Source organism: Aminobacter sp. P4_H6_2 (assembly GCF_056400805.1).
This window is the reverse complement of sequence record NZ_JBFUKO010000005.1, coordinates 26074-38868: the sequence shown is the minus strand read 5'-3', so window position 1 is coordinate 38868 and position 12795 is coordinate 26074. Positions and strand designations below refer to the sequence as shown.

The 12795-nt window shown below is 63.4% G+C and carries 12 protein-coding genes, 1 pseudogene and 1 riboswitch; of the genes and pseudogenes, 5 read left to right on the top strand and 8 right to left on the bottom strand.

Annotation, left to right across the window (positions count from 1 at the left end):
- Positions 1 to 302: hypothetical protein (locus AC1DUU_RS01075; RefSeq protein WP_476781549.1), on the bottom strand; the 302-nt coding region annotated here is incomplete at its 3' end.
- A 510-nt stretch (positions 303 to 812) separates the two neighbouring features.
- Complete coding sequence (locus tag AC1DUU_RS01070) at positions 813 to 1934, bottom strand: acyl-CoA dehydrogenase family protein (protein ID WP_476781555.1); 1122 nt, start codon at positions 1932 to 1934, stop codon at positions 813 to 815.
- Between the two features lie 187 nt (positions 1935 to 2121).
- Between AC1DUU_RS01070 and AC1DUU_RS01065 the strand changes: the two genes are divergently transcribed.
- A complete protein-coding gene (locus AC1DUU_RS01065) occupies positions 2122 to 2814 on the top strand; it encodes a winged helix-turn-helix transcriptional regulator (protein WP_476781554.1) in 693 nt (230 codons plus the stop codon).
- Here the strand turns inward: AC1DUU_RS01065 and AC1DUU_RS01060 are convergent.
- The 3 genes and pseudogenes from AC1DUU_RS01060 to AC1DUU_RS01050 all read right to left on the bottom strand — a co-directional run bounded on the left by AC1DUU_RS01060 (position 2811) and on the right by AC1DUU_RS01050 (position 4724).
- Positions 2811 to 3272: a GFA family protein gene (locus tag AC1DUU_RS01060; RefSeq protein ID WP_476781548.1), complete on the bottom strand. Its 462-nt coding sequence runs from the start codon at positions 3270 to 3272 to the stop codon at positions 2811 to 2813. The two genes, AC1DUU_RS01065 and AC1DUU_RS01060, sit on opposite strands and share 4 nt — an antisense overlap.
- A 149-nt stretch (positions 3273 to 3421) precedes the next feature.
- Positions 3422 to 3895: a 6,7-dimethyl-8-ribityllumazine synthase gene (locus AC1DUU_RS01055; RefSeq protein ID WP_476781547.1), complete on the bottom strand. Its 474-nt coding sequence runs from the start codon at positions 3893 to 3895 to the stop codon at positions 3422 to 3424.
- Positions 3896 to 3971: 76 nt separating this feature from the next.
- Positions 3972 to 4118, bottom strand: a riboswitch (FMN riboswitch).
- A gap of 54 nt (positions 4119 to 4172) precedes the next feature.
- Positions 4173 to 4724 (bottom strand): annotated as a pseudogene (locus AC1DUU_RS01050) (sugar O-acetyltransferase).
- 169 nt (positions 4725 to 4893) lie between these two features.
- Between AC1DUU_RS01050 and AC1DUU_RS01045 the strand changes: the two are divergent.
- Both AC1DUU_RS01045 and AC1DUU_RS01040 read left to right on the top strand, forming a co-directional pair.
- On the top strand, positions 4894 to 5355 hold the full coding sequence (locus AC1DUU_RS01045; RefSeq protein WP_476781546.1) for a DUF4126 domain-containing protein: 462 nt from the start codon (positions 4894 to 4896) through the stop codon (positions 5353 to 5355).
- Positions 5352 to 6737, top strand: coding sequence for an FAD-containing oxidoreductase (locus tag AC1DUU_RS01040; RefSeq protein ID WP_476781545.1), 1386 nt, complete (start codon positions 5352 to 5354; stop codon positions 6735 to 6737). Before AC1DUU_RS01045 ends, AC1DUU_RS01040 begins: the two co-directional genes overlap by 4 nt.
- Before the next feature lie 2 nt (positions 6738 to 6739).
- Here AC1DUU_RS01040 and AC1DUU_RS01035 read toward each other — a convergent pair whose 3' ends face one another.
- Together AC1DUU_RS01035 and AC1DUU_RS01030 are read right to left on the bottom strand one after the other, a co-directional pair.
- Positions 6740 to 7507 carry an isocitrate lyase/PEP mutase family protein gene (locus AC1DUU_RS01035; protein WP_476781544.1) on the bottom strand — a complete coding sequence of 256 codons (768 nt, stop codon included), beginning with the start codon at positions 7505 to 7507 and terminating at the stop codon, positions 6740 to 6742.
- Between the two features lie 211 nt (positions 7508 to 7718).
- Positions 7719 to 8174 carry a MarR family winged helix-turn-helix transcriptional regulator gene (locus AC1DUU_RS01030; RefSeq protein WP_476781543.1) on the bottom strand — a complete coding sequence of 152 codons (456 nt, stop codon included), beginning with the start codon at positions 8172 to 8174 and terminating at the stop codon, positions 7719 to 7721.
- A gap of 232 nt (positions 8175 to 8406) precedes the next feature.
- Between AC1DUU_RS01030 and AC1DUU_RS01025 the strand changes: the two genes are divergently transcribed.
- On the top strand, positions 8407 to 10824 hold the full coding sequence (locus AC1DUU_RS01025; RefSeq protein ID WP_476781542.1) for a membrane-bound PQQ-dependent dehydrogenase, glucose/quinate/shikimate family: 2418 nt from the start codon (positions 8407 to 8409) through the stop codon (positions 10822 to 10824).
- 57 nt (positions 10825 to 10881) lie between these two features.
- Here the strand turns inward: AC1DUU_RS01025 and AC1DUU_RS01020 are convergent, their stop codons facing one another.
- Complete coding sequence (locus tag AC1DUU_RS01020) at positions 10882 to 11772, bottom strand: DMT family transporter (RefSeq protein ID WP_476781541.1); 891 nt, start codon at positions 11770 to 11772, stop codon at positions 10882 to 10884.
- Positions 11773 to 11873: 101 nt separating this feature from the next.
- On the opposite strand from AC1DUU_RS01020, the gene AC1DUU_RS01015 reads away from it, so the two are divergent.
- The gene (locus AC1DUU_RS01015) at positions 11874 to 12731 is read left to right on the top strand and encodes a LysR substrate-binding domain-containing protein (RefSeq protein ID WP_476781540.1); all 858 of its coding nucleotides are present in this window, start codon (positions 11874 to 11876) and stop codon (positions 12729 to 12731) included.
- The last annotated feature ends 64 nt before the right edge of the window (positions 12732 to 12795 follow it).

The following is a 12795-nucleotide window of genomic DNA, read 5'->3' as shown; positions in this document are numbered from 1 at the left end:
AGGTGACCGGCCGCGAACATCAGTAGTAGAGCGATCAGTACGAAACCAAAGTTTTTCAACTTGTCGCGCAGCCGATCCCTGTTTGGCTGCCACCCTCCTTGAAGCGCGCAAACGGTAGCCACCGGAATTATGGCACGTGATGCTGCCAGCGCTGACTGCAACTCGATTACGGCAGTATTCGTGAAAGTGCGGTCCGTGTCCTGCAAGGCCTTTGCCGCCGCGAACTTCCTGAAGAACTCGCCATTTGCAAGCAGCCCGGCGCGTACCGCGTATTTCGATACCAGTTCGGCCTCATCGATCATTTCGTCGACGACATGCTTCGATGGGGGGCTCTCCCGGCGTTTCCAGAAGGCAAGGCGATGCCAAATCCTAGGGGGATCTCCCTGCATCGGCGCTGGCTGGGAATCCAACGGCATCCCTTTTGATCCTCCTAGCCCAGCACACCGGAAACAAAGCCATAGGGCCCGGGACAGCCGCAGGGATTTCCCGGCGGTCCCGGTGGGTTGGCGCAACACCAGAATGTGGGAGTGAAGCAGATCGTGCCTGGCTGGTGTGGTGGCACCTGAGCAAGCGCCGAACGTGTAAGTGCAGCCACAACCCCGAAAGTCAGCAGGATTGCGAGCCTAAGCTTCACCGACGGCATCAAGCCCTCCCCGGTCGCTTAATATCTAAAGTTGCATATCTACARTCATACAATCAAAGATAGCATCTCGCAATCGCCCTGCTGAATGGTTTGGCAAGGAAGGATCGTGGCTGGAATATTAAAACGGGCCGCCTCGGAAAACCGCGGCGGCCGCACCTTGTGAGCTGCCTCAGAAAATCGCGTTCACCGGCAATCCCAGCGCCATGGCGCCGGCATAATGCGCTTGCGGGCCGGCCTGGAGCGGGTGGAAGCGTGCGCCCTGCATGTCGCGGAAGCGGCGTTCGAGCCCCTTTTCGCGGTAGAAGGACGAACCGCCGGCAAGCTCCATCGCAAGGTCGACGACCTCGAGCCCATGACGCGCGACCAGCGAACGGCCCATCATCACGTCGTTGACGCTTTCGGTCGAGGGCGTGTTGCGCTCGACAGCCTCGACCATTGAACGATGGGCAAGCTGGGCGGCACGCAATGCCGTGTCCATCCGCCCGGCGAGGTTGAGCACGCCCTCGCTTTCAGGCTTCTTCTTCGCGATCTCGATGGCGATGTCGCGCGCGCTTTCGGCGACGCCGAGATAGACGGCGTAAATCAGCGGGAAGGCGATGGTTGCGATGATCTGGAACACCGGGTGCCATAAACGCGGCTGCCGGGAGAAGCTGACCGCGGTGTCGGGCACGAAAAGCCCGTCGATGACGACATCGTTGGAACCCGTGCCGCGCATGCCAAGCGTGCGCCAATTGTCCATGACGCTGACTTCGGGCGCCCGCATCGGCACGCCGAAATGGATGACATGCTCCTTGCCGTCTTCGCTTTGGTGGATCGCACCTGTCATCAGGATGTCGCCGGCAATCGCGCCCGAGGTGAAGACCTTGCGCGCGGTGATGCGGTAGCCGCCATCGACCTTTTCGGCCTTGCCCGAACCGCCGATCCAGTCGGACCCGCCGCTGGACAAAAGGATCAGGTTTTCGGCCGCGACCCGCTTGAGCAGCGGCTCGACGGCAGCGACGTTCTGATGGCGCCAGCGCCAGGCGGGTATCGCCACCTGATGCGTGTGCATGGCAAAGGCGAGTGCGGTCGAGCCGCAGGCCCGCGCCATGATCCGCAGCATTTCGCAAAGTTCGGGGGTTTCAGCACCACCGCCGCCGAATTCAAGCGGAACGGCCGCCTTGACGAGGCCGGCCTCTTTCAAAAGCACGTAGTTTTCGGCAACGAAGCGGTCGCTTTCATCGAACTTCCGGGCCCGTTCGGCGAGAGCGGGCGCCAGCTCATGCGCGGCACCTATGACGTCGGCCGGCATGACGCCTGTCACACCGGCAGTTGCCAGCGCAGCGTTTTCAAGACTTCTCATCAAGTCGTCTCCTGGTTGACCGGCAGGTCGGGCGGAAGCATCTTCCCAGGAAGCGCTACGGTCCAGTTCAGGAACTGAACCGGTGCGCAAAAGCAGCTTTTGCGCTACAATGGCACAGTCCCAGCTGGTGATGCAGATGAGCGATCGCGGCGGATACAGCCAATTTTGTCCTGTTTCGATGGCGTCCGAGGTGCTTTGCACGCGCTGGACGACGCTTGTCGTGCGCGAAATGCTGATGGGTTCGAGCCGTTTCAACGACTTGCGGCGCGGCGTGCCGAGAATGTCGCCGGCATTGCTGTCCAAGCGGCTGAAGGAACTGGAGCGCGCCGGCGTGGTGATCGCCGACCGAGGTGCCGGCGGCAGCGTCGAATACCGCCTCACCGAAGCAGGTGAGGATCTGCGCCCGATTATCCTTGGCCTTGGCGACTGGGGCCATCGCTGGGTCGAATCCCAGCTAACCCTCAGAAATCTCGACCCTTCCCTGCTGATGTGGGACATGCGCAGGAACCTCAATCCGCAACCGCTGCCACCGAGGCGCTGCACGATTCACTTTCTGTACCCCGAATTGCCGCAGGCACAGCAGAACTGGTGGCTGGTGGTCGATGACGGGGCGGTTGACCTGTGCAATTCCGATCCGGGCTTCGATGTCGACCTCAGGGTCATGGGCTCCTTGCGCAGCATGACTTCGGTGTGGATGGGCCTGAGCGGCCTGCGCCAGGAAATCGATTCCGGGCAGCTGGAACTCGATGGCGACGACAAGATTGCACGCGCCATGCAGGCCTGGCTCGGCCTCAGCACCTTCGCGTCGGTGGCGCGGCGCGTGCCCTAGCTCCGCGCCCAGGCCTGGTACTCCTGCATCAGCGGCTCAAACTCCTCCATCGCGGGGAATTCCGGGAAGCTTCTGACAGCGCCTGTTTCGGCGAAGGAAAGCTTTGTTTTCGTACAGGTTTCCATGAACGGCCGGAACCAGGCTGTCTCCTCCAGCATTGTCGGCCGCACATTGACGAACCCGTCGACACCCTCGATGCGGGTGAACATCCATGTCTTGCAATGATCGCAGAAATGATGGTGCAGCTCCCGGCCATGCAGGCCGCCGATGACGGTCTCGCCCTTGGTGACCGCGAACCCGTCGGCCGGCACCATCGCCGTCAGCGAGTAGGCCGAAGATGACATTTTCTGGCAGCCCGGGCAGTGGCAGGCGGCGGTGGCGATGGGTGGCTTCGACACCTCGATCTCGACCCGGCCGCAGCGGCACACGCCTTTGAGCGGAAGCGGAATGGACGACATTGCTGGCTCCTTATCTGACACGCCGCGATCATGCGATCCCGGCGCGTCGACGCATAGGGCCAGCCCACGTTCAAAACAGCTGGTACTGGAACACAAGCGCTGGTGCCCCTCCCCCTCATTGGTCGGGAGAGAGGCTTTTCGGGACGCTATCAGGCGGCGACCAGTTGCCGCGCGTTGAGCAGTTCTACACAGGCATGGGCCGCTTCCTTGCCCTTGACCTTGAAGTGGTCGAAGAAGAAGCGGTGATGCTCGGCGCTATCGTGGTAGTTGTGCGGTGTCAGCACCGCCGACAGCACCGGAACGCCGGTCTGAAGCTGCACGTTCATCATGCCGTCGAGCACCGCCTGCGCCACGAATTCATGGCGGTAGATGCCGCCATTGACGACAAAGGCAGCGCCGAGGATCGCGGCATAACGACCGGTCTCGGCAAGCGTCTTGGCAAATAGCGGGATTTCGTAGGCGCCGGGCACGTCGAAGATGTCGACGGCGATGCGGCCGCCGCCCAGCGTCTCGATGTCGGCGACGAAGGCATTGACGCATTGGTCGACGATGTCGGCATGCCAACGTGCACGGATTACGGCAACGCGGCGGGTAGAAAAGTCTTTCGGGGATTGCTGATTCATGGGTCCATCCTTCCGTTTCGAACCAGAATCAGGACGCACGAGACGGAATCCCGGCGGCTCGCGCCACCGCTTTCCCGTTCGTTCTCTTCCATCCGGACTATGACCGTCGGCTCCGGAATCACACCGGATCTGCTGACCCTTCCCCTTCGGGAAGGCGCTCGCGGGCTTGGGTCCGAGAACCCTTACCGCCGGTGGGGACTTTCACCCCGCCCTGAGAACATTGACGCCTCCGATATGGCGGCGGCGAAGCGGTCTGTCAATCACAGGAATAATAGTTTCAGCGAACTGGCCGGGCCGGGTTGCCGACCACGGTTGCATTGGCTGGCACATCCTTCGTGACCACAGAGCCCGCGCCGACAATGGCGTTGTCGCCAATGGTGATACCGCCGAGCAGGATGGCACCGCCGCCGATCCAGACATTTTCGCCGATCGTCACCGGCCGGCCGATCTCAAGGCCGGCGCGCCTCTCAGCAGCACCCTTGTGATGTTCCGGGCAATAGATCTGCACGTTGGGTCCGAGCATCGCCGCCTTGCCGATGCGCACCGGCGCGGTGTCGAGAATGGTGCAGCCGGCATTGATGAACACGCCGTCGCCAAGATGGATGTTGAAACCGTAGGCACAGTGGAACGGCGCTTCGATGCGAGTTCCCTCTCCTGCCGACCCGAGCAATGCCTTGAGTTTGGGCGCGATGTCGCCGCGTTCAGCCGGCGACAGCGAGCGGTGCTCGAACACGGCATCGGCCGCCACGGCACGCATGGCGTCGAGTTCCGGGTCGACGCAGTTGTACTACTCGCCCGCAGCCATCTTTTGGCGTTCGCTCAAAGCCATGACCCGATCCTCTATGTTGGCTCAAAGCCAGATCACAGAAGCGCCGCGCTGCAAAGGCCACCACTGGCCAAACAGGCTGGCTGTGCTAGCCTGACGAACTGGCGGCGAGCCGGCAACTGGCGGACCACATGAGCACTTTCGGACCAGCTTCATCCAAGGGGGACAACGGATGATCTACCTGCTCGCGCTTCTCATCGGACTTATTGCTGGCTTGAGAGCCATGACCGCGCCTGCGGCGGTCGCCTGGGGCGCATATCTCGGCTGGCTGCCGCTCGCCGGCACCTGGGCCAGCTTCATGGGCCACTGGATAACGGTAGCGATCTTCACCGCGCTTGCGCTCGTCGAACTCGTCACCGATCAATTGCCCTCGACGCCAAGCCGCAAGGTGCCGCAGCAGTTCGGCGCGCGTATCGTCATGGGTGCGTTCTGCGGCGCGATCCTCGGCACCGCCGGCGGCGCGATGATCGGCGGGCTGGCCGCCGGCGTGATCGGCGCGATCCTCGGTACGCTCGGAGGCGCCGAAGCACGGGGCCGTCTCGCGGCAGCCTTCGGCAAGGACTTGCCGGCCGCGCTCATCGAGGACGTCGTCGCCATCTTGGGCGCGCTGTTGATCGTGAGTGCCGTGATATGAGCGCCGCGCAGAAGTTCGACGCCATCATCATCGGCGCCGGACAGGCCGGGCCGCCCCTGGCCGGACGGCTGACGGCGGCTGGCCAGACGGTGGCGCTGGTCGAGCGCAAGCTGGTCGGCGGCACCTGCGTCAACACCGGCTGCAAGCCGACAAAAACAATGGTTGCAAGCGCTTATGCCGCGCATCTCGCCCGCAATGGCGCCGACTATGGCGTTTTGTCGGGCGGGCCGGTCAGCGTCGACATGAAGCTGGTGAAGGCGCGCAAGGACAAGGTAACCGTCGATTCCCGCGACAGCCTCGAAAGCTGGATCGCCGGCATGAAGGGCTGCACGCTCTATCGCGGCCACGCCCGTTTCGAAGGGCCGCACGAGGTGCGCGTCGGCGACACCTTGCTGCAGGCGACACGCATTTTCCTCAATGTCGGCGGCCGCGCCAACATTCCCGACATGCCCGGTGTCAACGACATCGACTACCTGACCAACACCTCGATGATGGAAGTCGACTTCCTGCCGAACCACCTCGTCGTTGTCGGCGGCAGCTATATCGGGCTCGAATTCGCCCAGATGTTCCGCCGCTTCGGCTCCAAGGTGACAGTGGTGGAGAAGGGTCCGCGGCTGGTTTCGCGCGAGGACGAAGACGTATCCGAAGCGGTGAAGGGCATTCTGGAGAACGAGGGCATCGCGCTCAGGCTCAACGCCGAATGCATCAGCTTTGCCCGCCACGCCGATGGCGTGACGGTGGGCGTTGACTGTACCAGCGGTGACCGCGCCGTCGTCGGTTCGCATGTGCTTTTGGCCATCGGCCGCAAGCCCAACACTGACGACCTGGATCTCGACAAGGCCGGCGTCGAATTGGACAAGCGCGGATATGTCGTGGTCGACGATCAGCTCCGAACGAGCGTGCCGCATATATGGGCAATGGGTGACTGCAACGGCAAGGGAGCCTTCACCCACACCTCCTACAACGACTTCGAGATCGTTGCGGCGAACCTGCTCGACAACGACCCGCGCAAGGTTTCCGACCGCATCGAGGCCTATGCGCTTTACATCGACCCGCCGCTCGGTCGCGCCGGCATGACAGAAACGGTTGCACGCAAATCCGGCCGCAAGGTGCTGGCGGGCGAACGTCCTATGACACGCGTCGGGCGCGCGGTCGAAAAAGGCGAGACGCAGGGTGTCATGAAGATCCTGGTCGACGCCGACACCAGGGAAATCCTTGGCGGCTCGGTGCTGGGCACAGGCGGCGACGAGGCGATCCATGCGGTGCTCGACCTGATGTATGCCAAGGCGCCTATCGAAACGCTGCAACGCGCCGTCCACATCCATCCGACGGTGTCGGAACTGTTGCCGACAATCGCCATCGAGCTGAAACCGCTGACCTAAAACTATTCGAAGGCCGCCCTCGCCTTGGCCTCCAGCCATTCGGCCATCTGCCGGTAAGGCACCGGGCCATAGCTGATGCGTCCGACGCCAAGCTCGGCCAGCTTCGCCTTCGCAGGCACATGCGCCAAAGCGATGATGTTGACCGGCAGCGAAACGGACTTGCACAGCCTGCCGATCAGCTTCTCGTCGCCGAGGCCCGGCGCGAAGAAACCGTGCGCGCCGGCTTTTGCATAGGCCTCCGCCCGTTCGGTCGCGGCATCGGCCAGAGCGTCGTTGTGTTCGTCGGGCTTGGCCTTCAGGAAGATGTCGGTGCGGGCGTTGATGAAGGCGGGGATGCCGGATGCGTTGACGGCGTCTGCCGCCGCGGCGATCCGCTTTACCTGGACGGCGATGTCGTGCAGGCCGCTGCCGCCGACGATCTGGTCCTCGAAATTGAAGCCGACCACGCCTTCCGCCAGCGCCCGCGTCACCGTGGTGGCGACGGCTTCGGGCTCGACGCCATAGCCGCCTTCGAGGTCCATGGTGACGGGCAGGTCGACAGCGGCGACAATGCGGCGGATGTTGTCGAGTGCGAGTTCGAGCGGGATCTTCTCGCCGTCGGCAAAGCCGAAGGCAGTCGCCACCGGCGCGCTTCCCGTGGCAATCGCCTTCGCGCCCGCCTTGGCAATGATCACGGCACTACCGGGATCCCAGGCATTGTAGAGAACCACCGGATTGCCCTTCACATGCAGGGCATGGAAGGTCTTCGCCTTGTCGATCTGGCTGGTCATGGATTTGTCCTCCTGAACGTGGTGGGCAACCTAGCAGGGCAACGCGTCTCCGCCATGGCGCAGAACGCGATATCACGGCGGCCAGAGGCGCAGGTGCGCAACCACTATTCTGGTCGGGACGGGAGCGGCAGTTGCCATGCCGTGAGGCCGAAGCTGCTGTAAGGTCGAAGACAAGTGAGCGATCGCAACCCTTTGTCGGATCTAAACTCGTTCAGCCTATGTCGGGATCGGCCGCCAGCAAGCGCTCTTCGAGTCGTGTGAGCATGCTGTTGGCGATCTTCAATTCACCAGCATCCTCGCCGGCCAGAAGCTCGGTGCGCAATTGCTCGAGAATGCGCTCGATCTCATCGACCCTGACACGGCCGGCATCGGTCAGCGACAGTATTTTCGCACGCCGGTCGCCGGGGTCGCCGCTTCGGGTGATCAGGCCATCGGCGACCAGAAGATCAACGATGCGGACCAGCGACGGCCCCTCGAAACCGAGATGATCTGCAATCAAACCCTGGCGGATGTTGTCGCCCAGTCGCGACAGCGCGACGAGCGGCATGGCGGTGGCGTGCGAAAGCCCGCAATCGTCGAGCGCGCGGTCAGCGGCACGCCGCCACAACCGGGCGACGGAAAGCAGGCTCTTTCCGAAATTGGCTTGGTCAACGGCCCTATTGGACATTCGAAAAGGATAACATACTATCTATTAGGATGCGATCAGATTCTTGGAACGCGCATCGTGCCGCCGAAGGTCGAATTCAGGCTTTCGGGCCGATGCGTAGGCCGCCAAAGGCGGCGCCGGTTCTGTGCGGACGCAAGGCGAGGACACGCCCGCAGAGTACCGGCATGACGATCGCAACTGCCGTCGTCCAAAAGGGCTACGGTGACGTGTTCAATCTTCGCAGGTAATCAAAATGGCAGCACAACGGACAAGCGGAGGCAGCGGCTGCTGGCTCCTGGTTCTATTTGGCCTGCTCATGGTCATCATCGGCGCGCCGCTCGTTTATGGCGGCGTCCAGCTGATTGGCCTGGGCGGCTCCTGGTATTACGCAATCGCCGGTCTCGGCGTCATGGCCTCCGGCATCCTTTATGCAATGCGCCGCAAATCAGGTCTGTGGCTTTACGCCATCGTGTTCCTGGCGACCATCGCATGGGCGCTGTGGGAATCCGGCCTCGAATTCTGGCCGCTGGTGCCGCGACTTGTGGCGCCGGCTGTCATTGCAATCCCGGCGCTGCTGCTGGCACCGCTGTTTGGCTCGGGCAAGCGTACGCCGTTCGCGCTCGCTGGCCTTTTGGTGGCGGCACTTGCCGCGACCGGCATCTACGCCTTCACCCCGCATGATGTGACGCGCAACGAATTTGCCAAGGCTGACCCCGCGCCTTCAGTCCCCCCAGCCGCTGCAAGCGCCACCGACTGGCGCTACTACGGCCGCACGCCTTCGGGCACGCGCTACGCCCCGATCGACCAGATCAACACCACCAACGTCGACAAGCTCGAGGTTGCCTGGACGTTCCGTTCCGGCGACACGCCTGTTGGTACCGGCCAGGACCAGAGCACGCCACTTTTCGTCGGCGACACGCTCTACACCTGTTCGCCCACCAACATCGTCCATGCCCTGAACCCTGATACGGGCGAGGTGAAGTGGAAGTTCGACGCCAAGGCCAAGTCGCCGCTGTGGCAGCGCTGCCGTGGCGTGAGCTACTATGAGCCGGCTCCGGTTCAGGCTGAAGCTCCGGCTGACACCACAACGGCGCCTGCCGATGGCACCGCAGTTCCGGCAGCTCCGGTTGTCGCAACTTCGAACGCCTGTGCTGCTCGCATCGTCATGACCACCATCGACGCGCGCCTGATCCAGCTCGACGCCAAGACCGGCGAGTTGTGCCAGGACTTCGGCAATGGCGGCATTGTCGATCTCAAGCAGGGCATGGGCGAGATCAAGGACGGCTTCTATTTCCAGACCTCCGCCCCCACCGTCATGCGCGACCTGATCATGGTCGGCGGCTGGGTGTGGGACAACGTCGAGACCGGCGAGCCTTCGGGTGCTGTCCGTGCTTTCTCGGCCCGCACCGGCGAACTGGTCTGGGCCTGGGATCTCGGCAATCCCGCCATCACCAAGCTGCCACCGGAAGGCGAAAGCTACACGCGCGGCACGCCAAACGTCTGGTCGACCCCGGCCTATGACGATGCGCTCGGCCTCGTCTACCTGCCCACCGGCAATGCAACGCCCGATTTCTGGGGCGCGCACCGCAGCAAGGCGGCCGAGGAATACAGTGCTTCGGTCGTGGCGCTGGACATGGAAACCGGCAAGGAACGCTGGAAGTTCCAGACCGTGCATCACGACATCTGGGACTACGACGTGCCCGCCCAGCCGGCACTCTACGACGTGCCGGACGGCAAGGGCGGCAACACCCCTGCCCTGATCCAACTGACCAAGCGCGGCCAGATCTTCATGCTCGACCGCCGTGACGGCAAGCCGATTGCCGAGGTTGAGGAAAAGGCTGTGCCGCAAGGTGCCATGGAAGGCGACTTCACAGCGCCGACCCAACCCTACTCGGTCGGCATGCCTTCGATCGGCACCGAGCCGCTCAGCGAGGTCAGGATGTGGGGCGCGACGCCCTACGACCAGCTCTACTGCCGCATCGAGTTCAAGAAGCTGCGCTACGACGGCGAATTCACCCCGCCCAGGACCGACCGCAGCCTGCTTTATCCGGGCTACTACGGCGGCATGAACTGGGGCAGTGCGGCAATCGACGAGGCGCGTGGCCTTCTGATCGTCAACGACATCCGCATGCCGCAGTTCGTCCAGCTCATCCCCCGCGAGCAGGCCGACAACTATGGTGGCTCGGCGGCGCATGACGGCCTGTCACAGCAGAAGGGTACGCCCTATGGCGCACTCAAGAACGGCTTCATGTCGCCGCTCGGCGTGCCTTGCCACGAGCCTCCCTACGGCACCATCAGCGCCGTCGACCTGAAATCGCGCACGCTTCTCTGGCAGGTGCCGGCCGGCACGCTGCAGGATACCGGGCCGATGGGCATGAAGACAGGGCTGCAGATCCCGATCGGCATGCCGACTCTGGGCGGACCAATGGCGACATCGGGCGGCGTCGTCTTCTACGCCGGCACGCAGGACTATTATCTGCGCGCGCTTGATGTCGAGACCGGCCAGGAGCTGTGGAAGGGCCGCCTGCCCGTCGGCGCCCAGGCGACGCCGATGACCTATGTTTCGCATGAAAGCGGAACCCAGTACGTCGTCATCTCGGCCGGCGGCGCGCGTCAGTCGCCCGATCGCGGCGACTATATCGTCGCCTACAAGCTGCCGAAGCAGAACTGAGCTTCGACTGCATCGACATCGGACGGGGCGCCTTCGGGCGCCCTTTCTCTTGAAAGCTCAGGCGGCGGAAACGCGCCTTATCGGCAGGCGCCAGCCGAGCTTGACGCCCAGCGTCGCAACCGCGATCAAGGCCATGCCGACGCCTTGGGCGACGCCGATCGGATGGCCGTAGATCGCCCAGTCGATGATGATGGCGACCACGGGATAGATGAAGGTGAGCACGCCGATGACCGGCGTCGTCAGCTTGGGATAGGCCGAAAACATCATGACGTAGGCGATGCCGGTGTGCAGCACGCCGATACCGACCAGCCAGCCCCAGGATGCGAGGGGAATGTGGCCGGAAAAATTGGCGAAGGGCGCGAGCATGACCACGCCGACCGCCGTCTGGCACAGGACGGTGATCTCCGGCCGCTGCTCCCCGAGCCCCTTGGCGAGGATCGTCACCACCGCGTAGAGGAATGCCCCGCCGATCGCCATGGCGATGCCGACTGCCCAGGCTGACGTGACCGGGGTGGCGGAGACGACAAGGCCACTCGCCAGCACCACACCGATGAAGGCCGCGGCCATCCAGACAATTTGGTCGGCGGTGATGCGCTCCTTGAGGAACAGCACGCCGATCAGCACGACGAAGAACGGCTGGATGTGGTAGACGATGGTCATCACCGCGATCGAGGTCTTGGCGAAACCGGCGAAAAACGCCGTCCAGCTCAACACCATGCAGACGCCGCAAAACCCTGCCCGTGCGATGCGTGCCCATGACAATGACCGATCGGAAAGATAGCCGCGGAGCAGGCACCAGGCCCCGAGAAACAGCGCGCCGAATGCGCAGCGCCAGAACACTGTGGTGACCGGGTCGAGCCCAGCTTCGGTGACAAACGCACCGACAGTGCCGGCAATCGCCATGGCAACGGCAAGGCTCAAGGCGGGAAAGCGGGGCGCGTCGGTCATGCAAATATTCCGGGATGCAGTGGTGCCCCAGAAAGCCAGTATTGACTGCTTCATTCAAACGAATAGATTTGCAAAACCCTATTCGAAACGCTGATACCGCCATGGCCATGCCGCTCGATCTCGACCTGCTCAGAACCTTTGTCGCGGTCGCCGACAGTGGCAGCTTCTCCCATGCCGCATCGCGTGTCGGCCGCAGCCAGTCGGCCATCAGCATGCAGATGCAGCGGCTGGAGCAGGCGGTCGGCAAACAGCTTTTGATCCGCGGTTCACGCGCAGTGACCGCCAACGCCATCGGCGAAGAGCTGCTGGTCTACGCGCGCAGGCTTTTGAAACTCTCCGATGAGGCCTGGGCCAGCGTCACTCGGCCGGAAGAAGCCGGCAACGTGCGCCTCGGCGTGCCCGACGACTATGCGGCGTTCCTGCTGCCGTCGGTGCTGTCGCGATTTGCAGCTGCCCATCCGCTGGTGAATGTTGAACTGATCTGCGAGCAGTCGACCTCGCTGGTGAAGACCTTCGCCGACGGCAAGCTCGATCTCGCCATCATCCCGCGCGGACCGGAGCAAGCAATCGAGGTACTGCAACGTGAGCGGCTCGTCTGGGTCGCCTCACCCAACCATGTCGCCTGGGAGATCGATCCCCTGCCCGTCGCGCTGTTTGAACCCGGCTGCGTTGCGCGCCGCAGCGTGTTGCAGGTGCTGGGTGCCGCCGACCGGTCGTTCCGCAGCACCTATTCCAGCGCCAGCCTGCTTGGGCTGATCGCAGTCGTGCAGGCGGGGCTCGCGGTCGCCGGTCTTGCCCAGCGCAGCGTGCCGCCTTCGCTGCGCATCATCGGTGAAAACGAAGGGCTGCCGGCACTGCCGGAGATGGAAATCGGCATCCTGCGCAATCCCCAATCGGCCAATGCCGCGGTCGAACGCCTCTATGACTTCCTTCGCCGCGACCTGACGCAGCAATCCTGACCTGCCGCATGGCTGCCATGCGGCCAGCGCATCGCTGCATTGCAGCAACGTCGCTTGTGCGTCG